Below are 25,617 nucleotides of genomic sequence, written 5' to 3'. Positions count from 1 at the left end.
CCGGATTACTAATTTTATGAGATAATCTTAAATTCTATCTCATGAAAACGTTTACCCTGCTACTTTTTAGTTATGTAATACTTCTTTTTAATGCGCCATTTGCATATGCTTCAACACTTCAGAAAAAGGGAGTTCCCGAGATTGAAGAGCTCGATATTGCGCCCAACCTGTATAAAAGCGACAACATGTTTTTTAGCGGTCAGCCCAATCTCGAAACTTTTGAGTGGTTAAAAGAACAGGGGGTTGATTTGGTGATCAATCTTCGTACAGATGATGAAAACGAGGATTTTGCAGAGGAAGCCTTTAACGAAGAAGAAATGGTTGCCAAACTGAAAATGAAATACATTTCGCTGCCCGTTGCAGGATACGATGGTTATACGCCCGAAAACCTGGAGAAATTTGCAGAAGCTCTGGATGGCAAATACAAAAAGGTATTAATTCATTGTGGAAGTGCCGGCCGGGTTACTTATTTTATGATGGCTTACCTGGTTGAATACAAAGGCTACAAACTGGCAGATGCCATAGCATTTGGTGAGCAGATCAAGTTTTCGTTTCCGTTGGAATATTTGCTTAAAGACGAGGTTGACTGGAAATTAAAATAAGCATAAAAACAATTCATCGGGTGACTAAAGTTAAAAACAAACAGTCACCCGATGAATATTGATATCCCGATGAACTTCGTTATCGGGATTAATTCAACTAACAGAATTTGGTTCTCCGTCTACCGACGGATTCCAAATCCTGAGTTTCATTAAAAAAAGGCAAGCCTGTAAGCCGGGTCCTGTCAATCCTGACATTTATCGTCAGGAACGATAAAGGGGCTTTCCGGTGCCAAAGGATAAAAAAGCCATAGCGATTTTATACTTTTTGTTTCGACAATAAAATGAAACCATTCCCAAAAATGTTTTTCTCATAAATAATTGTGATATTGGTATGCATTCGATGGCAACAAAATAACACAAGCAAATGATAAAGAACACCTTACTCATTCTTCTTCTATTGATTACTGGATTATCAAACGCGAGGGCACAACAAGTAATGGAAAAGCTGGACAGGGCTTTGGTAGCCATTCCGGCCGAACAAAATTCAGTATTTTTAAGCTGGCGTCTGTTAAATTCCGATCCCGAACAGATTGCCTTTAATCTTTACAGGAACGGAGAAAAGATCAATTCTTCTCCGATAAAAACGACAAACTATACCGATGTCGACGCAATAGAAGGATCAACCTACGAATTGATAGAATTTTTAAACGGAGCCGAAAATAAACGGTCGATTGCTTCCTGTAAAGTATGGCAGGCACCTTATTGGGAAATTTCTTTGCAAACCCCGGATGGCTACTCCCCCAACGATGCCTCGGTGGGCGATCTTGACGGCGACGGTCATTATGACCTGCTTGTTCACATGACAGGACGAGGTGCTGATAATTCGCATTTAGGTATTACCACCGACCCCATATTCCACGCCTACAAAATGGACGGCACCCTTCTCTGGACAATCAATCTGGGGAAAAATATTCGCGAAGGAGCCCACTATACCCAGTTTATTGTTTATGACCTTGATGGCGATGGCCGGGCCGAAGTCGCCATGAAAACAGCCGATGGTACCATTGACGGAACGGGAACTGTTATTGGTGATTCAAAAGCCGACTGGGTCGACCGGGACCAACAAAGCAGAACATTTGGCAAGATTGTTACCGGCCCGGAATATTTTACCATTTTCGACGGACGGACAGGTTCAGCACTTGCTACGACCAATTATGTACCGGCAAGAGGAAATCTGGATGATTGGGGAGGCGTTGGAGGCAACGGAGGTAATGACAATACAGCCAACCGATCGGATCGTTTTTTGGCAACAGTAGCATACCTCGATAGGGAATTACCCAGTGTGGTGATGTGTCGCGGGTATTATGGGAAATCGGTTCTGGCAGCCTGGGACTGGCGAGAGGGAGAATTAACCCAGCGCTGGGTATTTAATAGTGCCGATCCGGGACTGGAACTTTATTCCGGGCAGGGAAATCATGGTATCTCAGTCGCCGATGTGGATTACGACGGAAAAGATGAGATTATTTATGGCGCGATGGCTGTTGACGACAATGGTTCAGGAATGTATACAACAGGACTTCGACACGGCGATGCAATGTATGTAACTGATATTGATCCAACACGGCCGGGACAGGAAGTATGGGGTATGCATGAAAACGAAGTACCCGTGAAAGGATATGAAAATGGTTTTGGAGAGGCTTTATATGATGCACGGACAGGAGAAATTATTTTTGGTCATAATCCCGGGCAGGATGAAGGCCGTGCCTGCGCTGCCGATATCGATCCCAACTACCCGGGCTGCGAACTTTGGTCAAATATTGGCACTTTGTACTCAGCGCAGGGAAAGGAACTAGGCAATGCTCCCCAAACATGCAACTTTGCCATTTGGTGGGATGGCGATCTGCTGCGTGAATTATTGACCAGTAACAGGATAACCAAATGGGATTGGGAAAACAAAAAAGAAGAGTTGTTGTTTACCGATCCGGAGTGCACCTCAAATAACGGGACAAAATCTACTCCTGTGCTAAGTGCTGATTTATGGGGCGACTGGAGAGAAGAAGTGATTTGGCGCACACGCGATAATCAGAAACTTAGGATTTATTCAACCACCATTCCAAGTAATTATCGTATGGTAACATTAATGCAGGATCTGCAATACCGAATCGCAATTTCGTGGCAAAATGTTGCTTATAACCAACCTCCTGTTCCGGGGTTTTTCCTGGGAGAAGGAATGAAATAAAAGGCTTTGGATTAGATGAAATGGGTATGAGTTAAAACACAACGGGTGACTAAAGTTAAAAATAACCAGTCACCCGCTGAGTTATAATATCCCGATGAACTTTGTTATCGGGATTAATTCAACTAACAGAATTTGGTTCTCCGTCTACCGACGGATTCCAAATCCTGAGTTTCATTAAAAAGGCAAGCCTGTAAGCCGGGTCCTGTATCCGTCAAAAGACGGACCTTTATCATTTATCTAGTCCCGACATCACTGCCGGGATCCTGCAGCCTACCCCTCCAAAGTCTCTTGTGCGTTGAGAGCAAAACGGGCCGTTTCGCTGTACCGCAACAGCGGCATACACTTTGGATATACATGGCTTTGCAACCCGTAAGACGTACGGCTGGTGATGTTGCCACCTCCACCGGTGCGCTTTTACCGCACCTTTTCACCCGTTCCCTGCCGTGGACACGCCACAACAAGGTGGTTATTTTCTGTTACGTTGCTATCCCCTTTCAAAGATCTTCCCGCTAGGAAGCACGGCGCCCTGCGTTGCCCGGACTTTCCTGACTGACAGTAATCGTCAGCCCGATAAAGCGGCTTGCCGGCACAAAAGTAGTAAAACGATTAAGGATAATTGATAAAGGATGAATAAAAAGCATGAATTGAAAGGATTAATTGAATTTACGTTGATGCAACTTTTTACGCGATGAAACAAAAATAGCAACAAGTTCTGAAGCCTCCTTTTCAAGGATATCTCGTTGTTCAGAATTGAACAATTTCAGATTATCAATTAATTCAAGCCAGAATAATGATTCATCAGCTTCTTCAATTACAATGCTGATTTTTGAAACAAATGCAGCTGTCGATTGTGCCAATTTAGCGGCTCTGTAGTTTGCTGCCACCGACGATGAACTTCTTATTAATTGTCCTTGAATATGTTTTCCCAAATAAGTATTCGGCAAGCTTTCCGCTAAACGAATACAATCTATGCAAAAGCTTTTAGTTCTTTGTTTGAGGTCGTTTTCTTTGTTCATGATTAAAGTTTTTTGGTGATTACACTAACAAATTACATAATCTCCCCAATAATCCCTAATCATTCATCTTTATAATTCATCCTTAATCCTTGATCAATCATCCTTTCCTCAGAATAACCATAGTTGCTCCATAGCCATACTCCTTAAACGAAGCGTCCTGGAAATAGTATTTTTTGAATTTGCGTTTCAGCAGGTTGGTTACCTCCTGTTTTAAAATGCCCTGCCCTACACCATGGATAAATACAACTCGTTTCGTATGGTTTTTAATGGCCAGGTTCATTTCCGATTCAACGGCATCCATTTGTATATCCAGAATTTCGCGGTTACTCAAACCTTCCGATTCGTCGAGCAGCTCGGTAATATGCAAATCGATCACCATTTCTTCGGCATTGCGTTTTCGTTCCTTTCGTTTTGGCGCTTCAACAGATTCTTTTGCCTTAACCACTTTTTTGAAATCATCCTGCGTTAATTTGTCCAACTCAGTCTGAAAGGTATCAGATGTAATCTTCAAAACCAAAGCATTCTTTTTGAAATATGAATTTTCGCGGAAAGTCGATTCTTTATAAAACTTCACCGGGTTTACCCTGAACTTCTTTACCATTGGCTGGTTCCATTCGCTTTCAGTTTCGCGGAAATAAATCAGCTGAAACCCAAAATCAGGCAAATCGCTAAAATCCTCCTGTACCAAAGCGTCAATCTTTTCTCTTGAATTCGAACGAACCGAACCTTGTTTTATGGCCTCAACACCATCGGTTTTTATATAGGAATAATTGAACAGCACCGTATAATTGCTGTCGTTAACCAAATACAATTCAATCTCTCCCGACAGCGGATTTTTTGGATTTGTAGGAACAAAACAGAAATAAAATTCTGCCGCATTTTTGCCGTTAATGATTTCGCCTTTCGGCTCGATGAATTCCGGTTCGGGCTGCACTGCTGCCGGCGTTTCCTGTTGTGAGCGGGCAGTACTGCTAACATTCAGCTCAGGTGCACTTACATTCACCAGCTCTCTTATCAGGCAAGGCACTTCAAAACCATCATCGCCTTCAACATTTACCGTATTTTTATTTACAAAACCGGTTACTACACCACCGCCAACATCGTTTAAAAACTTAACCTTATCGCCTACTTTTATCATGACTTTCTTACTTTCCTGCAAAAGTAGCATTAATATTTATCATTAAGGGCTAAAGCCCGTTTGGGAAGCACCATTACGAAGCCCGGGGAAAAAAAGCTGACTTCAGGAAGGGCTTCAGCCCTCACTACCACTTTGATTACAACAAAAAAGAAATTCTTACTTTTGCAGTCCTAAAAGACAATTGTTTTGAACAGATACAAAGACATAAAGATTAGCGATTACACTTATAACCTGCCCGACGAGCGCATTGCCAAATACCCGCTTACTGAGCGCGATAAATCGAAGTTGCTTGTCAGGCAGAACGGTACAATAACACAGGATATTTTTGAAAACTGCGCCAATTACCTTCCGGAAGAAACGCAGCTGGTTTTTAACAATACCCGCGTTATTCATGCCCGTTTGTTTTTTTACAAAGAAACAGGTGCCAAAATCGAGATCTTTTGTCTGGAGCCTGTTGAACCGGCCGATTACCAGGTAGCTTTTCAGGAAACCGAAGAAGTAACCTGGAAATGTATGGTGGGCAACTCAAAAAAATGGAAGGAAGGTTTCCTGAGTCAGACTTTTAAAATCGATGGGCAAGTCATAGAGCTGACTGCGGCCAAAATAGGACAGGAAGGCAATTCGTTTCATATCCGGTTTGTGTGGAACGGCGGCGTACACTTCTCCGAGATCATCGAACACATCGGACAATTGCCCATTCCTCCTTACCTGAACCGCGACACCGAAGAAAGCGACGAGGAAAGCTATCAAACTGTATATGCAAAAATTGATGGTTCGGTGGCAGCACCAACAGCGGGTTTGCATTTTACCGATCCGGTAATTGCCCAACTGGCGGATAAAAACATTACCACCAACGAAATTACCCTGCATGTGGGAGCCGGCACCTTTCAGCCCGTAAAATCGGAAACCATTGAGGGGCATACCATGCACCACGAACAGGTGATCATCCCGATAGATATTTTGCGTTCGTTTGTGGAAAATCCCAAAAACATTATTGCGGTGGGAACCACTTCGGTGCGCTCACTCGAAAGTTTGTACTGGATTGGCCTGCAACTGGAAGAACAACGGTTCAATCCGTTTCATCCCGAGGTAAAACAATGGGAACCATACGAAAACGACGCAAAGATTTCAATTGAAAAAGCTTTGCAGAATATCATTTATTTTCTGGTTGAGAACAACGAAAAAGCCATTCGTTTTTCTACGCAGATCATTATTCTGCCGGGTTATGATTTTAAACTGATCAGCGGAATGTTCACCAACTTTCACCAGCCACAAAGTACGCTATTATTGCTAATCAGCGCATTTCTGGGCAACAAGTGGAAAGAAGTTTACGATTATGCGTTGGCCAACGACTTCCGCTTTTTAAGTTACGGCGACAGCAATCTCTACCTTAAATAAACTACCTTTGAGTAAAGCTTTTACGCTAACATTTTTTAAGACGAAATATTTGCATAAAAGCGAACTTTAACCATATTTGTGCTACTATGCAGAGAGATAAAATCGACAGCTTTTCCTCCTTTATTTCCGAGTCAGTAAAAAACTATGCGAACAATGAAGCATTGGGCTTTATTGATGGCGACTACCTGACCTACGCAGAAATGGGGAGAAAAATCTCCGCTGTTCAGGCATTTTTGGAAAAACTTGGCATTGGCGAGGGCGACAAGGTGATTATCTACAGCCAGAATATGCCCAACTGGGGAGTTGTGTATTTTGCCCTGCAATGCTCCGGAATTGTTGCTGTTCCTGTTCTTCCCGATTTTAGTCCGGTGGAACTGGAGAATGTGATCAAACATTCCGAGTCGAAAGCTATGTTTATCTCTTCAAGCCTGCAATATAAATTGAACGATGCTGACGCATCAACGCTGGATGTTCTCGTAAAGATCGACGATTTTAGCCTTTTAAATGCTGAAGACAAGTCGGTGGTTTTCGATGAAAAAGCAAGCAGCGACAAAGCCTATCAGCCAAAAGAAAATGAGCTGGCGGTATTGATTTACACCTCCGGCACCACCGGAAACTCGAAAGGTGTAATGTTATCGCAAAAAAATATTTTGGCGAATGTAGTTCAGTCGGCGGCTGTTCAGGAGATTCGTGAAGAGTTCAGGTTTTTATCGGTTCTGCCCTTATCGCATACTTACGAAAATACTATCGGATTTTTGCTGGCCATTTACAAAGGTGCCAGTGTAACCTATTTGCACAAACCGCCAACAGCAAGTGTTTTGCTTCCGGCGTTAAAATCGGTGCGGCCGCACATTATGCTTACGGTTCCGATGATCATCGAAAAAGTGTACAGAAACAGCATTATTCCCGGCATTAACAAAAAAGCGGTGACACGATTATTACATCGTTTTAAACCAACACGAAAGTTGGTTCACCGATTGGCAGGGAAAAAACTGATGGAAACTTTTGGTGGCCGTCTTGAGTTTTTTGGCATTGGTGGTGCAAAACTCGATGGCAAAGTGGAACGTTTTCTGCGCGATGCCAAATTTCCGTATGCTATTGGTTATGGCTTAACCGAAACTGCTCCGCTTGTGGCAGGATCGAATCCGACAACAACACGTTTCCGTGCCATTGGCCCAAAGGTGATCAACAGCGAAGTAAAGATACATGATCCGAATCCGGTAACCGGCGAAGGCGAAATATGGACAAAAGGGCCGAATGTGATGTTGGGCTACTACAAGAATCCGGAAGAAACACAACGCGTATTAACCGAAGATGGCTGGTTTAAAACCGGCGACCTTGGTGTTTTTGATAAAGACGGCTGGTTAAGCCACAAAGGCCGGTTAAAAAATATGATCGTTGGTGCCAACGGCGAAAATATCTATCCTGAGGAAATTGAATCGATCATCAACAATTTCAGACATGTGGTGGAATCGATTGTGGTTCAGAAAAAAGGAAAACTCGTGGCGCTGGTTCATTTTAACCGTGAGGAACTGGAGCAAAAAGTGAAAGAAATGCGTTCTGAACTTGGAGACAAAATGGATGAAATCACTCATCACGTAGATGAAAAAATTGAAGAGTTAAGTGTCGAATTAAAACAATATATCAATTCGCGGGTGAACAAGTTTTCTAAAATTCAGGATTTTATTTCGCACCCTACCCCTTTTATAAAAACGGCTACTCAAAAAATCAAACGTTACCTGTATCACTAAACAGGAGTTTACCGATAGTGGTAATTTATTCAACCCTTTCAGGGCTGAAACTTATACGCCATCTACTTCCGTGCGTTTCACACACGGTTATTTACGTTTAGTCCTTTCAGAACGGCACAATCCGTTGTCAATTCACTAAAAATTTATTTCAGATACCTTATTTAGAATCGACCCAAAGAGATAAAACTTTACATTCGTGGGTTCATTTAAAAATTCAAAAAACTTATGACTGATTATTTCAAGCAATACCCGAACAAAGAGGGATTTTTCAAGGAATATGGTGGTTCGTTTATTCCACCCGATTTGCAAAAAGAAATGGATAACATTACCAATGCTTACCACAGCATCAGCAAATCGCATAATTTTATTTCTGAATTACGCAGCATTCGCAAACACTTTCAGGGACGACCAACACCGGTTTATTACTGCCAGAATTTGTCGACAAAATACGGAGGCCGCATTTACCTGAAACGCGAAGACCTGAACCACTCGGGAGCGCACAAACTTAACCACTGTATGGGCGAGGCGTTACTGGCCAAGCACCTGGGTAAAAAGAAACTGATTGCCGAAACCGGCGCCGGACAACACGGTGTGGCACTGGCAACTGCAGCAGCCTATTTTGGCTTGGAGTGCGAAATCCACATGGGAGAAGTTGACATGGCCAAAGAGCACCCGAATGTGGTGCGTATGAAAATCCTGGGAGCCGAAGTAGTTCCTGTTTCTCACGGTTTAAAAACGTTGAAAGAAGCTGTTGATTCGGCTTTCGAATCGTATTTAAAAGATCCAATAAATACCATCTACTGTATTGGTTCTGTGGTTGGACCGCACCCTTTCCCGATGATGGTTCGCGATTTCCAGCGGGTTGTTGGAATTGAAGCACAGGAACAATTCTATGAAATGACCGGCGAAAATCCCGATCACGTAGTAGCTTGTGTTGGTGGCGGAAGTAATGCCATGGGAATGTTCTCGGGCTTCCTCGATCTTGAAGATACCCTGTTACACGGTGTTGAGCCGGGAGGAATAGGAACAAAACTGGGCGACCATGCCAGCACAATAACTTTCGGAAAGCCGGGCATTATTCACGGTTTTAAATGCTACACCTTGCAGGATGAAAAAGGCGAACCTGCTCCGGTGTATTCGGTGGCCAGCGGATTGGATTATCCGGGTGTTGGACCGGAGCACAGTATGCTAAAAGATATGGGCAAAGTAAATTACGGTGTTGCCGACGACGCTGAAACCATCGACGCCTTTTACGAGTTAAGTCGTTTGGAAGGAATTATTCCGGCGTTGGAAAGTGCACACGCTGTAGCTTACGGGTTAAAACTGGCCAAAGAAAACCAGCAACAATCAATTCTGATTAACCTGAGTGGCCGTGGCGACAAAGACATCGACTTTGTTGTTGAGAAATATGGTTTACCAGAAGATAACGCGTAATATATTACTCACATATACCATACAAAGTCCTGCTCGTTTGAGTGGGACTTTCTGTTTTGAACAGCTAACTTTTAATGATTGATCAAGAGTCACGTGTAAGCCATCTGAACCTTTCCGATGTTATGGGATTTAGCACATCAGTGACAGGCTAAATGTTTGTTCTTTTCTATTCTTCCGAATCGTGCACCGATATTAAATCAGCGCAGACATGGGGCAGTCACTCTTATTTTAAGTCCTCAATTTTATATTCATCAATAAACATCTGATAATACTCTTTTATATCCTCTAATGTCGTCTTTTCATCATATCGGTTTTCGTAAACCCAATTATACAACTTATCATTTAGTACGAGTTGCAATTCTGTCTTATCATTTCCGTCTTCAACTGAAATGAACGGTGATAGCATTTTTGGATAACGTAGATTAAGATAATAATCAAACCTATAGTGATACACATATGCTTCGTGAGCGTCGTCCTTCAATCGAAGTTTAAAGTATTTTTCTACACAAGGAATTATAGATCTTGATGAGTAGTAATTGTTTTTTGTGTTGATCAAAATACGCTTAATTTCTGATTCCTCAACAGGATTTCCCTGAGCTTTTTTAGAAAAGATAATTTGCTTCACATTTGCCTCAATGTCTTCAACTTTTTTAACTGAAGTCATTATTTTACTACATTCACCCAATAGAAAGGTTGTGTAACCGTTAGATGGATAACCACCTTTTAAACTTATTGATAGCGCATTGTCATTGATTTCATAGATATCTCCAAAATAAGAAATTATTCTTCTGTCATAAGTTATTTTTAAGCTGTCAATTGCAATTAGTAAATCCTTCATTTTATAATTGGTATCCCCAATTTTTATTTCAAAATGCTCCCATTGATTGAACGTCCTTATATCAAACCTAGATAAAAATTCAAATTGTTCTTGGTAATAGTTTAAAAACATACTTCCTATTTGTTTCGCCTCTTCGCTACCAAATACTTCATTGAAATTTTCGACAATCACTTTAAATGTACTCGTAAAAAGCTGTCGGATTAATTCATCATTATATTCGGGTCTTATCTTATTTCTACTCAATTCTAAAACCGCTGAAGCCTTGTCTTTGTGAATATTAAGCTCAATATCTAAGAATTTAATTTGTAAATTATTTTCTGCTCTTTGATTTTTATAATATGTAATTGCCCCACGTCTATTACTTTCACTTGTATTAGAACGAATATTTAGTTCTAACGAGTTTTCTTTGTCAAAATACTTGAATTTGTTATTGTTGCTGTGGGTTTCTATTTCCTTTCCATTCAAGAATAATTTTATTGGAATATGGCATTTTGATGTAAAGTCAAAGATTTCATCAAAAACCTTTCCTAGTTCAATATCAAGAGATTCATGAGAAAAGGGATCATAATTATGAGCAATTCTACTTGCATTCTTTTGTTCTCCTTTTATTGTCCATCTTTTTGGAATCGCTGTTGTTTTGTGTTCGAATGAAAGTTTTGTACCAGGTTTTATTCTGTGATTGGTTTTAATCTTCTGGACCAATATCCCACCATCCTTAGCCGAATTTGGACTATTAAGTTCTATGATTTGGAATTCTTCATTGAAAAAACTTTTTGTTTCTAACTTAACTTGTTCTGTTAGCATAAAAATGCTTTGAAAACCGATCCCAAAAATCCCTGAAGGTCGCATCCATAAAGGCATTTCATCAATAAGGCTAACTCTTTTCCTATTTTTAGAGGAGCTTCCTGTATTCATTAAAAATCCTAAATCATAGGTTGATAATCCAGTCCCTTTGTCAGTAATATTAAACTCCCAAATTTTGTATTGGTCTACAACATCTTTTTCGTTGATGTTAATGTAAATTGGAAAATCATTTTTTACACGAATAAAATCAACGGAATTAGGATTAGTTAAATCAAAATCTGGTTCTTCCTTATATTCTAACCATAATCTTAACAACGTAGCATCAACTGCATTTTGTAAGATCTCTCTTATACATTGATATGCCCCTTCGTATATTCCAGCACCTCGAAGTAATTCTATTGCTTTATCAGTATCAACAGTAAACTTTGGTTTCTTTTTACCATCGATATATTCGTAGTTAGATAGCTCGACTATTAAGCTCCCAATTGTTGGCAAATATCCTAGTTCTTTAGAAGGAACAATATTATTCCAGTTGATCATTTGCTGACTTATTTCAGAATTCAAGTAGTTAAACCAATGCTGTGTTACATTGGCGGTGTCATAATCAAGACATTTTGCTGTAACATCTATTATTTCATTGTCAATTCTGAAAGATTCAATAGAAAGGTGTTTTGCCTTATGGTTTAAAGTGTCAATTGGGATTTTACTAAGTGTTCTTAACATAACCTCGGAAAACCTATTATTGTCCAAATCTAATAAATCGCCAACTCTTAAAAGACATGAAATAAACCTTGGATGTGCGTTTTCAATATCAATACCTACTTCGCTAAACGGCAAATCCATTACTTCTTCAAAGCTTTTAGTATGACACGAACAGATGTTTGCAAGAATCTTAAAAATTCGTTTTGGAATAACTCCTCTTGGAGAAGATAATTTTAATTCACCATTAGGATTTGTGATTATTTCCTTAGACCTATCAGAGTGTTGTCTTCTAAAAAACTCAGCTAAAATGAATTTGATACCATCATGATATTCTAAACTTAATACATTTGAATTGTATTTAATTCTATCATCCTCAATTTTGAATTGTAACGCAAATTCATGTAGTCCATTCTTTTTGTCTTGTTGAATTTCATTAAAAAAATCAAAAAAATCTTTGGATGTCAGAGCCTCAATAAGTTTATCACTTGAGACAACCATCCCTAGGTCATGAGAATAACTTGCTTCAAGAATTAGCCAAATATCAATTGCAGAAAGCTTGTCTAGCTTTTCTTTACCTAAAATTCTTACAATATTATTAACGATAGTTATTGAATGTGACTCATCATGCAGGCTGTAATGAGGAAATAAACTAGAAACTGCATTAAGTGCAACAGGAATCACCTTTTTGTCATAATTCCACTGTGCAAACAAGATTTCACTTTGGGTCCCTTGCGTTTTTTCGTAAAGAAGCTTCTCTAGGAGTTTAATCATAGTACTATAGTTATAAATATTGTTTATGCTAGCCTATCATCACATCTAACCAGTTTTCTCATCAACAAAAGCCAAATAACCTCTTATACATGAAAGACATCAAGCATTGGTATACTCTAATCAATGTTACGAACGTAATTTTCAGCAACTATTTCAGGGCGCGAATTCAATGGCTATTGTTTTTGGTGCATTAAAACTAAACATATTTTTTATGTTTTGTGCAAAAACACTAAAAAACAATCCATTAGGCATAGCCATTTGTTTAAACCCTTAAAAAATACTTTTTGGTGGCACGAACAAACGTTTAAGGCCATCCAAATCATTTTTTTGCCCCTTAAACAACTATTTAAGCCTTGTTTTTCTACTTTTTGGGGTGTTAAACAACTGTTTAAGGCATGAAAAAATAAAAATCGGGGACTTAAACATTTGTTTATGTCCTACCCGGGCTAAAAGCAGAGGTGTAAACATTTGTTTGCTCCATTAAAAAGTAAAAAGTGACTTTTAAATATCTGTTTATGCTACATAACATGATCTTTTGTTTAATAAGTTTCCTCGCATTTGTCGTAAATTGAAGGGAATTATCAAAAAAACATTTAACCATTTAGCACAGCCCGAAGATCCTTATTAACACTAAAAATTAAATTATTATGATTGAAAAACTCCATTACAGCAGCCGCACAACAGAGGTTGATGGTTCGGCAACTCAAATTGTTAATGGCTATCAGCAAAGCACCCTGAACACCGATGAGAACATGGTGAAGATTTTTGCCCTGATTATTGATGCGCTGGCCTTACTTTCGTCGGCAATTAAACGGCTTAAAGCCAAAAGCGAGCAAATGTATTACGATGATATCCGCGACGAAAAAATAACGGCATTTTATTTCCTTCTGGTAAGTTTCTCGCACCATCCCGATGCTGTAATCAAAGCTGCTGCCCTTCGCCTGCTCGAAATTTTCGAACAATATGGACTGGAAATGAAAAACGAAGGTTTCACCACCGAAAGTTCATTGTTGAATTCGATGCTGGCTGATTACAAAAAACCACAACTGCTTGATACGATTGCACTGGTTCCGCAGTGTGCCGAATATATTGCCGCCCTGCAAGAGGCCCAGGATAATTTTGAAACCAACCGCTTAAGTTTCGAGGAAGCCCAGGGCCAGGAAGGCACCCTCGAGAATGCCACCCAACTGAAGAAAACAGTTCTCGACCAGATTAACGGTTTGCTGGTTCCGTATCTCAACGTTATGGAGCAGCTTAACGAACCCGTGTATGGCAATTTTGCCCGAACCGTTGCCGAAATAACCGCAGCAAACAACCAGGCGGTAAAACGGCGAAAAAAGAAAGACAATACACCGGAGGATGGTGAGTAGATTTTAATTAATAGATTTTGTTTGTTAAAAGGCGGTGTTGCGAAACACTGCCTTTCTTTGTTTCCCGCTTCTTCTGCGCTTATCTGCGAAATCTGCGTGCAAGTGTTGAAAGTAGTGATACCCTCACTCGGAGTGAGAGCATCACCAGGTAGCAACGCAAAAGGAGCCCAGCGCACATTTGCAATCCTTCTGCAATCTCAAATCGTTCATCTTCATTCATCAATCTCGTCCATCCCCCTCACTCACCCAATAATCATCCACTCAACGAAGCAAACTGTTGAATTGTTAAATTCAAAAATTGTTAACTGAAAACTGAGACTGAAAACTGAGACTGATCTCTCCTCGTTCCTCGTCGAGATGACAGTTACTTTTTACTTTTGCCTTTTGCCTTTAACTTTTAGCCTTGTCCCCCTTCCTGTATTAATTTAAGACTAACTCCACCATTACTTGTTGTTACCTTAACACACAGTATCAAATATTTGTCTAGGTTTGCACACCCTTGGAAAAAGGGAAAAAATTGAAAACAGAATTATACAATGATTACAGTATCGAATTTAAGAATACAGTTTGGGAAACGCATACTATTTCAGGACGTTAACATGAAGTTTACGGCCGGAAACTGTTATGGTGTTATCGGCGCAAACGGAGCAGGAAAATCAACATTTTTAAAAGCAATCTCAGGACAGATCGATCCTACCGCAGGACACATCTCGCTTGAACCGGGTGAGCGCCTTTCGGTGTTAAGCCAGGACCACTTTGCTTTTGATGAGTTCACTGTTCTGGATACTGTTATGAAAGGTCATGCCGAGCTTTGGGACCTGATGAAAGAAAAAGATGCGCTTTACATGAAACCTGATTTTTCGGAAGCCGACGGAATTTTAGCCGGCGAGCTGGAAGAAAAGTTTGGCGACATGGGCGGCTGGAATGCCGAAAGCGATGCAGCTACTTTGTTAAGCAACCTGGGTATTAAAGAGGAATACCATTACACGCTGATGAAAGACATGAGCGGTAACCAAAAGGTGCGTGTTCTGCTGGCACAGGCATTATTCGGAAATCCCGATAACCTGCTGCTCGATGAGCCTACCAACGACCTCGACCTGGAAACCGTTGTTTGGCTGGAGAATTACCTGGCCAATTACGAAAATACCGTGCTGGTGGTATCGCACGACCGTCACTTCCTGGATGCTATTTCTACCCACACAATAGATATTGATTACGGCGATATAAAAATGTTTGCCGGAAACTACAGTTTCTGGTACCAGAGTAGCCAGCTGGCTCTTCGTCAGCAGCAGGCTCAAAACAAAAAAGCTGAGGAGAAGAAGAAAGAACTGCAGGAGTTTATTTCGCGTTTTAGCGCTAACGTGGCTAAATCGAAACAAACTACCAGCCGTAAGAAAATGTTGGAGAAACTGAATGTGGATGATATTCAGCCATCGACACGTAAATACCCGGGAATTATTTTTAACCCCGAACGTGAGGCCGGCGACCGTATTCTGGAAGTGGAAAACCTGAGCGCCAGCATTGATGGAACCACACTTTTTAAAGACGTGGAATTTACGGCACAAAAAGGTGAAAAAATTGTGTTCCTGTCGCGCGACCACCGTGCAATGACAGCCTTTTTCGAGATCATTAACGGAAACCGTGAAGCCGACTCGGGAACTTACCAGTGGGGACAAACCATAACATCAGCATACCTGCCGTTAGACAACTCGGAGTTTTTCGATAGCGACTTAAGCTTGTTCGACTGGTTATGCCAGTACACTACCGACACTACCGAAATTTATATTCGCGGTTATTTGGGACGAATGTTGTTTGCCGGCGAGGAGATCTACAAAAAGGTAAACGTACTTTCGGGAGGTGAGAAAATGCGTTGTATGATTGCCAAAATGCAGTTGCTAAACGCTAACGTGCTGATTTTGGATACTCCAACCAACCACCTCGATCTGGAATCGATTCAGGCCTTTAACAACAACCTGATTAAATACCCCGGAAACGTGTTTATGTCGTCGCACGACCACGAGTTTATCTCATCGGTGTGTAACCGCATTATCGAATTAACGCCTAACGGTATTATCGACAAACTAATGCCGTACGACGAATATATTGAGGACGATAAAATTCATGCACTGCGCGAAAAACTTTATGCGAAATAAAGTTGTTTTAGAAGAAACTGCCGATAAAACATACCTGGCTGGTGCAAAGCATTAATTTTAAAAATCAGCACATGAATAACCAGAAACGTAACAATATTAAAATCGGCTTAAACGTAGCCGTAGTAAAAAAAGAACACCAGCAATCTGGTGAGTTAACCTGTGGTATCGTTAAAAGAATTTTGACGAATTCACCCGTCCACCCCCACGGAATAAAAGTTATGCTCGAAAGCGGAGAAGTCGGCCGCGTACAAAAGATTTTGAAGGAGGAGTAAGGATTGAAGGACTGAAAAACTGAAGGATTGAGGGATTGAATGCTGCAATGCTTTAATGCGTAAATGCTTTAATTCTTTTGTGGTTAGGTCTTTTGATGCTGGATCCTTGATCCTTGATTCTTGATATTGGATTCTTGATACTGGATACTGGATACTGGAAGGCTTTGCGGTTTTAGGAAAGGTAAATTGACAAACTGCTGAATTGTTAAATTGTTAACTGATTACTGGGATTGGCTACTGAGACTGAAAACTGCGACAAAAAACAGCACCAGACTGTTGCATTTCGCTCCTTTGGGGCTTTTTGCATACTGCTACTTGCGTACTGCCAACTTATTTACTCAATAACTCATTCACTCAAAGAAGAAAATTGCTGAATTGCTAAATTGACAAATTGTTATCTGGTAACTGTGACTGAGACTGAGAACTGAGACTGAAAACTTGTAACAGATCTCTCCTCGTTCCTCGTCGAAATGACAGCAGTTCTCAACTTTTTACTTTTGCCTTGATTTTACTCTACTTCGCGGCTGCCATAAAAGCGGTCGAGAATAGAGCCGTCGTTGGCTTCTTTTGACAGCGACTCGATGGTATTTTTCGGCACATTGTAAACGTCGAGCACAATCAGTCCATCGAGGCAGTTATTAAATTTCGGGTCTACATTAAATCCAATAATCTCAGCATTCAGTTTAATGTACTTTTTCAGCAACACCGGAAGACCTGAGTTCAGTTCATCCAAATCGCCAATGGTTTTGTCGAGCCGGTTAATATCGTGCTCAACATTTTCCATCAGTGAATTCAGATCCGCGTTATCGCTTTTAAATTTGTAGCTGTTGCGCGGTTTAATATGCTGAGCCATTTTCCAGTTCAAATGGTTCTTCATAATAAACTTAATGATCAGGTCTTTCGACACCTTTGAATAATTATTACTAATGCTCACCGGCCCAATCAGGTAACGGTATTCCGGGTTTTTCAGCAGAAAATATAAAATACCCTTCCACAACAAAAACAACGGCATGGGTTTGCGCTGGTATTCTTTAATAACAAACGAGCGCCCCAACTCAATACTTTCTTTCAGAATGGGTTTAAAATTTTCGGAGATGCGGAACAGCGAATGCAGGTAAAAGCCCCGCCGGCCCAGCTGCTCCATAATGTCTTTGCCCTTCCCCAGTCGATATGCCCCAACAATCCGATGCTCGTCCTCGTCCCAGATAAACATCTGGTTATAGTACAAATCATATTCGTCGATATCAATGCTGCGGTTGGTGCCCTCGCCTACTTCGCGGAAAGTTATTTCGCGCAAACGACCGATTTCATTCAATATATTCGGGATCAGCGACGACGGTGCACAATACGCCGTATAATTTTTTAGCGTAAACAGTGTGTGCTTCGATTTTATCAGCTGAATTTCTTTCTGAATTTTTGCCAACGGAACCGGGTCGATAATGGTTTCGGGTTTTACATTGGCTTTCAACGCATAGTTAAAAAAGCGCCGCACCTCAATGTCCGATTCCATACTGTATGTTTTGGCACGCAGAAACCGCCCCAGCTGATACACATCGTTGTAAGTATCCTGCTCGTCAACTTTAACGGGGCTGCCAATTCGCAACTTTATTTTCTTATGTTTTTTTCGCAAAATCTCCGAGGGTAAACGTGCACTTTTCAAAGCCGGATTGATTTTGGCCACCAAATGCAACAAACGGCTGTTGGTTCCCTGAAACAATACCGGAACAACAGGAACGCGCGCCATTTTAATAAAATTCACCACCGGAAACTGCCAAACTTTGTCGGTTACGCCACCAAACGGGTCCTTTGTGTGTACATCGATAGCAGGAAAAAGACAGAGCACTCCCCCGCTATTCAAATGCATAACGGCTTCTTTTAATCCATAATAAGTTCCTTGCTCCGAATCATCAAACGGATTGTCTTCCATAAAATACTCCGAAACAGCATCTATCTTTTTCAACAAATAATTCGCCAGCACCTTAACATCCTTGCGCACCAGCGACAGGTATTTAATCAGCAACAAACCGTCGAAACCTCCAAGCGGATGGTTGGCCACAATAATGAGCGGACCTTCTTTTGGTATTTTTTTTAGCTGCTCTTCGTCAAACTCAATATCGAACTCCAGCATTTTAATCAGCTCGTCGATAAAATCCACACCTCGCTTATCTACAATCTTCTCGTAAATTTTATCCAGCTTTTTAAAACGAAGAATAAACATCAGGAACTTGGCGAAATAATCGCCGTTGGCAGGTGCAGGGAGTTGGTCTTTGAACAAATCTTTTGGCTCTGGTAATTCCATTTATTGCTTTTAAGTTCAAATACACTGTCTATCTGAGTTGTTTAAATGATGAACTCAGTTCATTACAAAAATAAAACGATTTTTGAATTAACACCGTTACATTATTATTACTACACAATTATTTTAAGGTTGCCCTTTGGGGGCTAAAAACGGCAATTTGACCACTGAGAATAATTTTTTAATCATATTTGAACTTTATTTGTTATAAGGTTACAAATTAGATAAATGACAGAAAACAAACTACAGATTACAGACTGGCTCCCCACATCGAAGAAGGAAGTAAAACAGTTGGGCTGGGAGGAGCTGGATGTAATTTTATTTACCGGCGATGCCTATATTGATCATCCATCGTTTGGAGCGGCTGTTATTGGCCGGGTACTGGAAGCCGAAGGATTGCGCGTAGGAATTGTTCCGCAACCCAACTGGACCGATGATTTACGCGACTTTAAAAAGCTGGGGAAACCAAACCTGTTTTTTGCTGTTACGGCAGGAAACATGGACTCGATGGTAAACCACTACACCGCCGGGAAGCGCAAACGCTCGAACGACGCGTACACGCCGGGTGGGCAGATTGGAAAACGTCCGGATTACGCCACCATTACTTACTCGAAAATATTAAAAGAACTGTATCCCGATGTGCCGCTGGTAATCGGAGGAATTGAGGCCTCGTTGCGCCGTTTAACGCATTACGACTATTGGTCGGATCGTTTAATGCCCTCGATTTTGGCTGATACACAGGCCGATTTACTGTTTTACGGAATGGGCGAAAAATCGATTGTTGATTTTGCGCGCCTGGTGAAACGTGGAATTCCTGTAGATTCGCTGACCACCATTCCGCAAACTGTTTTTATGGTTGATGCTGATGAAGCCTATGCTACCAAAAAGAACTGGGATGAGCTGGAACTGGCCTCGCACGATACCTGTTTGCAGGAAAAGAAAGAGTATGCACGTAACTTTATGCACATCGAGGAGGAATCGAACAAGATGGAGGCCAAAAAGCTGGTGCAGCGAATTGGCGATAAAAAAGTGGTAGTAAATCCGCCGTGGCCAACTTTTAAGGAAAAAGAGATCGACCGCATTTATGATTTGCCGTACACACGTTTGCCGCATCCGCGCTACAACAATAAAGGCGTTATTCCTGCTTATGAAATGATCCGGCACTCCATAAATATCCATCGCGGATGTTTTGGCGGTTGTACCTTTTGTACCATTTCGGCGCACCAGGGGAAATTTATTGCCAGCCGTTCCGAGAAATCTGTTCTTCGGGAAGTAGAGAAAGTAACCGAAATGCCCGATTTTAAAGGTTACATTTCCGATTTGGGTGGCCCGTCGGCCAACATGTACAAAATGAAAGGTATTCACGAGGAGATTTGCCGAAAGTGTAAACGTCCGTCGTGTATTTTTCCGTCGGTTTGTAAAAACCTGGATGTTAGCCATAAAGGGATGCTCGATCTCTATAGAAAAGTCCGAAGCAATCCAAAGATAAAAAAGGCTTTTATCGGTAGTGGAATCCGATATGATATGATATTGGAGAAAACCAATGATGAAGCAGTAAACGAAACCAATCGGGAATATTTGCGTGAGGTGATCAAACATCACGTTTCGGGAAGATTGAAAGTGGCTCCGGAACACTCGTCGGACGAGGTCCTGAAGTTTATGCGAAAACCGTCGTTTAAACTGTTTGAGGAACTGAATCAGGAGTTTATAAAAATAAACAAGGAAGAAAAGCTGAATCAGCAGCTGATTCCGTATTTTATTTCGAGTCATCCGGGCAGTAAATCGGAAGACATGGCCAATCTGGCTATCCAGACAAAAGACATGAATTTCAAGCTCGAGCAGGTGCAGGATTTTACACCTACACCGATGACGCTGGCTACCGTGGTTTATTATTCGGGGTATCACCCCTACACGATGGAGCAAATTTATACGGCCCGAAACAAAAACGCCAAAGAACAACAACGCCAGTTCTTCTTCTGGTATAAAAAGGAATTTCGGAATAAAATTATTCGCGACCTAAAAGCAAAAGGCCGCGAAGACCTCGTGAAACAGCTTTTCAGTAAAAAACAAAATAACGACACTAAATGAAGATACTCAGAATGTTAACGCTGGCAGTAGCAATTATGCTATCGGGCTGCGCCGAAGTAATGCAAATTGCCCAGCAAACCCTGGAAGGAGAAACGCCTTTAACTCAATCGGAAATTGTTGCAGGATTAAAAGAAGCGCTCATTAGAGGCACTAACAATTCGGTGGATATTCTTGGTGCGCAAGACGGTTATTACAAAGACGACCTGGTAAAAATTTTGCTTCCACCCGAAGCCGATATGATTGTTGAAAATGCAGGGAAAGTTCCGGGAGGTGAGAAATTGATCGATGATGTATTATTACATATCAACCGTGCTGCTGAAGACGCTGCAAAGGATGCCGCTCCAATTTTTGTGAACAGCATAAAAAGTATGACTTTCAACGATGCCCTTGGAATTTTAAAAGGCAACGACAATGCCGCTACGGCCTATTTGCATAAAACCACTTACGATCAGCTTTTTCAGCTTTACCGACCAAAAATTAAGGAATCGGTGGAGAAAGAATTAGTTGGCGGTGTATCGACCAAAGAAAGCTGGGACACCATGGTTGGTAAATGGAACCAGGTGGCCGGTTCTTTTCTCGGGCAAACAGCGGGATTGGAAAAGGTTGACACCCAGCTGGAAGACTACCTCACCGCCAAAGCGCTTGACGGTGTATTCCTGAAAATTGCCGGAGAAGAAAAACTGATCCGGGAAGATCCGGCAGCACGTGTAACCAGTTTGCTAAAAAAAGTATTTGGTTCGGTTGACAGCTGAACGACCGGCTTAACTATTGCTTACAGACAGGTCATTCTAAAATCAGAATATCGCTGCTCCGAAATTAATTTTTCGGGGCATTTTTATTTAAACCTTCTCAACCAACACTTTAGACGCATTCTAAATTTTATTCAATCCCTTAAATCATTTTGTTAACTTATTCAAAATATTATTTTTGTTAGCAAAGAACCTAAAATGCAGACTTTCAGAAATAACTAATTTAACTTAACAAACCCTGTACTTATGCGAAACAGATTGACTTTATTCTGTTTTATTGTTACCCTACTTTTTCAGCATACACTTTTTGCACAATGCCTTGATGCAGTTCTGTTAAACCAGAAAACATCAGTAGCATTAAAAAAGAACAACTTATCCAGAATCAGTTCTTTTGAAATTCTTATCAATAATCGCCACGGAGAAGAATACACTGAAGTTACAATCCCATTTTCAAGTTTATTGAAAGTCACAAACATAAAGGCTTACATAAAAGATAAAAACGGGGAGATTGTAAAAAAACTAAAGAAAAGCGACATCTCTGAAAGAAGTTCTTTTTCGAGCGGCACCTTTTACGAGGATGAATTTGTAAAAGAATTCAAGTTAAAGCATAACGTTTATCCCTACACCCTTTTCTATGAATATGAAGAATCAGAAGATCAGTTTCTTTATGTAGCGCATTGGGTTCCAATTCTCGATCTGGATATTCCCACGCTAAACGCTGAGTTGGAGGTTCTTGCGGAAAAAGATATCGAGCTTACTTACAAGAACAGTTTTGTTTCGTCATTTAGCCGGGATTCTATTGATGATGAATATCGTTATCGTTGGAAAACAAACTACGATGGAAGTATGGAAAATGAAGTGTTTGCACCTCCGCTTTTAGACCATGTTCCTTCGGTACAGGTGGTCCCTCAAAAATTCAAATTTGAAATTAAGGGTTCTTTTGATTCATGGGAAACCTATGGTAGCTGGCAAGATGAACTTATTGCCAGTTTGTTCGATATTCCTGATAATGAAGTAAAAACAATTGAAAATCTTATTAATGGAATTGAAGATGAAAAAGCAGTAATTAAAACCATATACCAATATGTGCAAAATGAAACCCGGTACATAAATATTAGCCTTGAAACCGGAGGACTAAAACCATATCCGGCAAGTTATGTATCTCAAAATCATTATGGAGATTGCAAAGCGCTAAGCATTTATTTTATGGCGTTGCTAAAAAGTTTCGGGATTGAATGCTTTTACGCAAAACTTGCAGCCGGAGACCCGATCGAAGAGGTCGATCATTCGCTCCCTTCGATGCAATCAAATCACATCGTTGTTTGTGTGCCGGTAAAAAATGATACACTTTGGCTGGATTGCACAAGCGATAATCCCTTCGAATATATTGGTACCTTTATTCAAAACCGGGAAGCATTTGTTATTAATGGCGAAAAAAGTCACTTCTCAAGAATTCCGGCTCTAACAAAAGAACAAGTGCTTTGCGAACGCCATGTTAATCTTGAACATGTAACAAGAAATGAGTGTAAAACCGAATTTTTCAATACCTACAGAGGAGAGGATTTCGAGTTATTACACAATCTTATCAGTTCAACAAATGAAAACGACAACCTGGAAATCGTAAGAGAACATCTCATTGCTGACGGATTTGAGCCTATTGAAATTATAAACCATCGAGCCAAACAGGATTCGCTTAAAGCTGAGCTGTCCTACTCAGCAAAATCAAACGGTTTATATGAAAAATACGGAAGCGATATGATTATCAGGCTTCTGCCTTTTGAAATCAGTAGTTTTGATTCACCCTCAAAAAGAGTTCTTCCCGTCCAAATTGATTACCCTATTTACAACAAAGACGAATTAAACTACAAAATACCTGCTGGCTACATAGCCAATAACATTCCTGAGCACAAATCAATAGAGAGCAAATACGGATCATTTTCAACCCGAACAGAGCAAGTGGATGATCACTTTAAAATACGTAAAACCTTCCTGCTAAATAGTGGAAAATATCCAATTTCTGAGTACCAGGCGTTTTACTCGTTTATCAACGAAATAGTGGAATTTGAGAACAAGTTTTATATTACCCTTTCTAAAAAATCCTTATAATGAAAAACCTTTTAATCGCATTATTTACTATTCTTTGTTTTAGTGTTGCCAATGCCCAGAATTTCTCCTTTGATTACGGAAAAGTAAGTAAAGCAGATATTGACCTGAAAGAATACGATAAAGATAAGACCGCAGAGGCTGTGGTTATTTATGATAAAGGATCATCGTATTTTCGTCAGAATATTAATAGTGGCTTCGATTTGATTTTTGAAAGATCAAAACGAATCAAAATTCTAAAAGAAGCTGGAATTGAATATGCTGAAATTGAAATTCCATTTTATCGCGAAGGAAACATTTACGAAAAAATATATGATTTAAAGGCCTGCACTTACAATTTTGAGGACGGACGATTAAACCGAACCGAATTACAAGCAGATTCCTGGAATGATGAAATTTACAATGATTACTGGATGGTCAGAAAAATTGCGATGCCCAACGTAAAAGCAGGTTCTATTATTGAGTTTACGTACAAAATCTCCTCACAATACGTCTTTAATCTGCGAGACTGGGAATTCCAGAGCAAAATACCAACCATCTACAGCGAGTATACCGCAGCCATGATTCCTTTTTATGAATACATTTACCTGGCCCAACGGACAGGAACTTCTCTTAAGAAAGAATCATATACAGACAAAAGCTCTCACGAATTTGCCCGCATAGAGTACAAAGATGTTATTAACAAATTTTTGATGAGAGACATACCTGCATTTAACAGCGAAGACTATATCACTTCAATAAACGACTACATCATTAAACTTGATTTCCAACTCGCGAAAATTAATTACCCGAATGGTGGTGATAAAGAGATAATGACAACCTGGCCAAATTTAATCAAGGAATACAGTGATCATCCCAATTTTGGCAAATACGTAAAAAAATGTGAGAAGTCAGCTTCCAAAATTATTGACTTGGATGCTTTAAAAGACAAAACAACAAAAGACAAATTCGATTACATAGTTAGCTATGTTAAAAACAATTATAGCTGGAATGAGTACAATGGGAAATATTCCTCCAAATCAGTAAATGATATTTTAAAGGATAAATATGGTAATGCGGCAGACCTGAATTTACTAACCATCGGGTTATTGCGAGCCGCAGGAATAGAAGCCACTCCGGTTTTAATAAGCACCCGCGAAAATGGAAAAGTAAGTGACAACTATCCTTTTGCTCACTATTTTAACTATGTTATTCTGATGGCTAATATTGATGGAAAAAATGTGTTGAGCGATGCCACTAATTCAAATGTGGCAAATAACAGAATTCCATCGCGGTGTATTAACGACAAAGGTTTAATCATCAATCCCGATCAGGATGTAAAATGGATTGGCTTACAATGCAAATTCCCGTCCATTTCAGCCCTCGATTTCACCATCGATCCGGCAAAGGAAACCTCAAACGTAATGGTGAGATCATTCGCTTCTGAATACAAAGCTTTCAGGTTAAAAAGTATTATCGGTGATGACAAAAATAAACTTGATGACTACCTTGAAGAAAGAGATTATAAAATAGACAGAGCTGATTTTTCTGAGATTTCAGATAAAAGCAAAGAGTTTCGTTATGAATATGATCTGACAATGACACCGGAGTTGATTAACGAAAAATTATATATCAAACCTTTCTTAAATAAATCCCTTCAGGATAATCCTTTAAATCAACCGTCAAGGTCATATCCGATTGACATGACATACCCAACAAAATCGATTTTAACTTCAAATATTATTATACCTGAAGGATATGAACTTGATTACCAACCTGAAAATTATAAAATAAAGAACAACCTGTTTGAACTTAATTATTCAGTTGAGCAGATTGAAGATCGTATTCGGGTGATTTTATTAACCGATTTTAAAGAATCTGTGTACGATGCGAGCGACTACTCCAAAATTCAATTCTATTTTAATGAGATCGTTAAACGAGGTAATGAGAAAATAGTCCTTAAAAAAATATAGC

At 40.2% G+C, this 25,617-nt stretch carries 16 protein-coding genes and 1 other RNA gene; 12 read left to right on the top strand and 5 right to left on the bottom strand.

From position 1 onward, the window contains the following. Positions 1-41: 41 nt before the first annotated feature. Complete coding sequence (locus LH29_RS06390; protein WP_045026912.1) at positions 42-602, top strand: fused DSP-PTPase phosphatase/NAD kinase-like protein; 561 nt, start codon at positions 42-44, stop codon at positions 600-602. Between the two features lie 364 nt (positions 603-966). Beyond that, a complete protein-coding gene (locus LH29_RS06385; RefSeq protein ID WP_045026910.1) occupies positions 967-2,781 on the top strand; it encodes a rhamnogalacturonan lyase in 1,815 nt (604 codons plus the stop codon). Between the two features lie 175 nt (positions 2,782-2,956). On the opposite strand, the gene rnpB is transcribed toward LH29_RS06385, so the two are convergent. The 3 genes from rnpB to LH29_RS06375 form a co-directional block, all read right to left on the bottom strand. Continuing rightward, positions 2,957-3,368: RNase P RNA component class A (gene rnpB / locus LH29_RS23765), an RNA gene on the bottom strand. A gap of 66 nt (positions 3,369-3,434) precedes the next feature. Further along, positions 3,435-3,797 carry a four helix bundle protein gene (locus tag LH29_RS06380; RefSeq protein ID WP_045026907.1) on the bottom strand — a complete coding sequence of 121 codons (363 nt, stop codon included), beginning with the start codon at positions 3,795-3,797 and terminating at the stop codon, positions 3,435-3,437. 97 nt (positions 3,798-3,894) lie between these two features. Continuing rightward, positions 3,895-4,935 carry a DUF2027 domain-containing protein gene (locus tag LH29_RS06375; RefSeq protein WP_045026904.1) on the bottom strand — a complete coding sequence of 347 codons (1,041 nt, stop codon included), beginning with the start codon at positions 4,933-4,935 and terminating at the stop codon, positions 3,895-3,897. A 186-nt stretch (positions 4,936-5,121) separates the two neighbouring features. Here LH29_RS06375 and LH29_RS06370 point away from each other — a divergent pair, with 186 nt between their 5' ends. From LH29_RS06370 to trpB, 3 genes are all read left to right on the top strand, one after another. Beyond that, positions 5,122-6,333 carry an S-adenosylmethionine:tRNA ribosyltransferase-isomerase gene (locus LH29_RS06370; RefSeq protein WP_157493587.1) on the top strand — a complete coding sequence of 404 codons (1,212 nt, stop codon included), beginning with the start codon at positions 5,122-5,124 and terminating at the stop codon, positions 6,331-6,333. 86 nt (positions 6,334-6,419) lie between these two features. Continuing rightward, positions 6,420-8,084 (top strand): AMP-binding protein, encoded by a 1,665-nt coding sequence (locus tag LH29_RS06365; protein WP_045026898.1) that lies wholly within the window; start codon positions 6,420-6,422, stop codon positions 8,082-8,084. A gap of 225 nt (positions 8,085-8,309) precedes the next feature. Then, complete coding sequence (gene trpB, locus LH29_RS06360; RefSeq protein ID WP_045026896.1) at positions 8,310-9,518, top strand: tryptophan synthase subunit beta; 1,209 nt, start codon at positions 8,310-8,312, stop codon at positions 9,516-9,518. Positions 9,519-9,741: 223 nt separating this feature from the next. Here the strand turns inward: trpB and LH29_RS06355 are convergent, their stop codons facing one another. Continuing rightward, on the bottom strand, positions 9,742-12,633 hold the full coding sequence (locus tag LH29_RS06355) for an HD domain-containing protein (RefSeq protein ID WP_045026894.1): 2,892 nt from the start codon (positions 12,631-12,633) through the stop codon (positions 9,742-9,744). Positions 12,634-13,280: 647 nt separating this feature from the next. Here LH29_RS06355 and LH29_RS06350 point away from each other — a divergent pair. The 3 genes from LH29_RS06350 (at position 13,281) to LH29_RS06340 (ending at position 16,428) form a co-directional block, all read left to right on the top strand. Next, a complete protein-coding gene (locus tag LH29_RS06350; protein WP_045026891.1) occupies positions 13,281-14,003 on the top strand; it encodes a DUF6261 family protein in 723 nt (240 codons plus the stop codon). A gap of 536 nt (positions 14,004-14,539) precedes the next feature. Further along, positions 14,540-16,156 carry an ABC-F family ATP-binding cassette domain-containing protein gene (locus LH29_RS06345; RefSeq protein WP_045026888.1) on the top strand — a complete coding sequence of 539 codons (1,617 nt, stop codon included), beginning with the start codon at positions 14,540-14,542 and terminating at the stop codon, positions 16,154-16,156. 71 nt (positions 16,157-16,227) lie between these two features. Then, the gene (locus LH29_RS06340) at positions 16,228-16,428 is read left to right on the top strand and encodes a YwbE family protein (RefSeq protein WP_045026887.1); all 201 of its coding nucleotides are present in this window, start codon (positions 16,228-16,230) and stop codon (positions 16,426-16,428) included. A gap of 508 nt (positions 16,429-16,936) precedes the next feature. Here LH29_RS06340 and LH29_RS06335 read toward each other — a convergent pair. After that, positions 16,937-18,727, bottom strand: coding sequence for a GNAT family N-acyltransferase (locus tag LH29_RS06335; RefSeq protein WP_045026884.1), 1,791 nt, complete (start codon positions 18,725-18,727; stop codon positions 16,937-16,939). Positions 18,728-18,952: 225 nt separating this feature from the next. On the opposite strand from LH29_RS06335, the gene LH29_RS06330 reads away from it, so the two are divergent. From LH29_RS06330 to LH29_RS06315, 4 genes are all read left to right on the top strand, one after another. After that, entirely contained in the window at positions 18,953-20,812 is a 1,860-nt protein-coding gene (locus LH29_RS06330) for a YgiQ family radical SAM protein (protein ID WP_045026881.1), read from the top strand. After that, on the top strand, positions 20,809-21,564 hold the full coding sequence (locus LH29_RS06325; RefSeq protein ID WP_045026879.1) for a DUF4197 domain-containing protein: 756 nt from the start codon (positions 20,809-20,811) through the stop codon (positions 21,562-21,564). The genes LH29_RS06330 and LH29_RS06325 overlap by 4 nt, the downstream gene beginning before the upstream one ends. A gap of 243 nt (positions 21,565-21,807) precedes the next feature. After that, positions 21,808-23,667: a DUF3857 domain-containing protein gene (locus LH29_RS06320; RefSeq protein ID WP_045026876.1), complete on the top strand. Its 1,860-nt coding sequence runs from the start codon at positions 21,808-21,810 to the stop codon at positions 23,665-23,667. Then, positions 23,667-25,616 carry a DUF3857 domain-containing protein gene (locus LH29_RS06315; protein WP_045026874.1) on the top strand — a complete coding sequence of 650 codons (1,950 nt, stop codon included), beginning with the start codon at positions 23,667-23,669 and terminating at the stop codon, positions 25,614-25,616. Before LH29_RS06320 ends, LH29_RS06315 begins: the two co-directional genes overlap by 1 nt. The last annotated feature ends 1 nt before the right edge of the window (position 25,617 follow it).

The sequence above is a fragment of the Draconibacterium sediminis genome, from assembly GCF_000949475.1.
In the GTDB taxonomy this organism is placed as follows: Bacteria; Bacteroidota; Bacteroidia; order Bacteroidales; family Prolixibacteraceae; genus Draconibacterium; species Draconibacterium sediminis.
The sequence above is the reverse complement of the archived record's forward strand: the minus strand, read 5'-3'. Positions and strand labels throughout refer to the sequence as shown.